At 29.6% G+C, this 1,660-nt stretch carries 1 protein-coding gene and 1 pseudogene; one reads left to right on the top strand and one right to left on the bottom strand.

Annotated features, from left to right (window positions below):
* The first annotated feature begins 29 nt into the window (after positions 1 to 29).
* A complete protein-coding gene (locus JCM21531_RS17110; protein WP_038291632.1) occupies positions 30 to 839 on the top strand; it encodes a hypothetical protein in 810 nt (269 codons plus the stop codon).
* A 560-nt stretch (positions 840 to 1,399) separates the two neighbouring features.
* On the opposite strand, the pseudogene JCM21531_RS19570 reads toward JCM21531_RS17110, so the two are convergent.
* Positions 1,400 to 1,498: pseudogene (locus tag JCM21531_RS19570) on the bottom strand (ATP-binding protein); the annotation flags it as partial.
* Positions 1,499 to 1,660 lie beyond the last annotated feature (162 nt).

Below are 1,660 nucleotides of genomic sequence, written 5' to 3'. Positions count from 1 at the left end.
TGAAAAATTATAAAATGGAGACTTAAAATATGGAAGAGAAACTTATATATGATATAGAAATATGTGCAGTAATATTTGGAGCAGATAAAACAATATTAAATTTAGATATAGGCAATGGCTTTAAATTTAGGGAGATGACCATGATTCCTAATATTGATGAGTTGGATAAGATTTTTGAAACAGATGCAATGGGTTTGAGGAGAGATTATGAGGCTGCCAAAATTGATGATAATTTAAATCTTATATGTATTTATAAAAGTTATTCAAATGAGTTTGTGAAAAAAGAAGTGTCAGATGAGTTTGAGAAAATAACCAATAATACTTTGAAATATTTAGATGATAAGATTAGAGGGATTCGCTTATTATTAGAAGGACCAGTTCGCTTTAAAAAATTAGCTATTAAGATACGTCAACAAATGCCTATTCAAGTTGAAAAAATAAATATGAGCTTTAAAAGAGTTGCTTTGATACCAATTTCTGAAGCTATGCATTCAACAGAAATATCAAAACTAAAAATTGATGAGATTAGAGTTGATGAAATAAATAGAAAACTGAAAAGTTTAAAATTTCCTATTTCAAATGAGTTACTTAATAATTGTCATCGTTACTATGACTTGTCATACCATCGTGAAAACTGTATTGCAATTACATTACTGACAACATGCTTGGAAATGTTATTTTTGAACAAAAAAGAAAATGCCAAAAAAGAAAGAGTCGCAAAAAGATGTTCGGTTCTTCTATATGATAATAAAGAAGATAGACTAGATTGTTACGCTAGGCTATTAAAAACCTACAAAAAAGATCAGATTTTGTACATGAAGGAACTCATGAAAGTATAATTGATGATGATATACTATTTTTACGAGAGTGTGTAAGAAAATCATTAATCTTTTTTTTAGAAGCTAAGAAAGACAAAAAAGAAATCCTAAAAGAGTTAAGAAGTAAAATAGAGTTACTTAATTATTTGTAAATAAAAGCCTCTGAAGACTGTCCGAGGACGTCTCATATTTTTACGTTATGTCAAAAATGGTGAGTTTAGCTGGCTGACTTAGTTTTTTTACCGCTAAATAATTCAACAATACTGATTAGAAGGGTCGAAATGAACTTTCAATATAGGATGTATTATAGTTAATCAATCATGTAATAATGAAATTCCGGTTAAAGAAATAAAAAAATTGATAACTGAATTAGGTTGTGAAAATGAGGATTTAATAGAAATGATTCGTTATTTAGAAGCAGTCAAATAAAAGTGGTTTTCTTTAAAAAGAATATTTATTAAATGTAATCCGGACAGAATTAAGCGTGGGCTTAAAAAATCTTCAGAAGGGCTTTGCGATGTTTTTGGCAAGTATAAATCCGAGCAGTGCGGAACTTAATTTTCCGAGCACCCCCCATTCCATTATTGGGATTTCGTGGTTGAGTGTGTGAGTCTGTAACTTTGTCCTTGAAAAACAAGCAAATGACTATGGTGAACCAACCTATCAATAATTGCACTAGTCTATAATGATACCAGAAATTAAGACTGACAAAACAGCAGAAATAAGTTAGAATGGAATCATGGAAAAGAGAAGAAATTTTACACCAGAAGAAAAAGCAAAAATAGTTATTGAGGTCTTAAGAGAAGAAAGAACACTGAATGAAATTGCTGCCGAATACGAAA

The sequence above is a fragment of the Acetivibrio straminisolvens JCM 21531 genome, assembly GCF_000521465.1.
In the GTDB taxonomy this organism is placed as follows: Bacteria; Bacillota; Clostridia; order Acetivibrionales; family Acetivibrionaceae; genus Hungateiclostridium; species Hungateiclostridium straminisolvens.
Note: the sequence above shows the minus strand (reverse complement) of the source record. Positions and strands in the feature narration are given on the sequence as shown.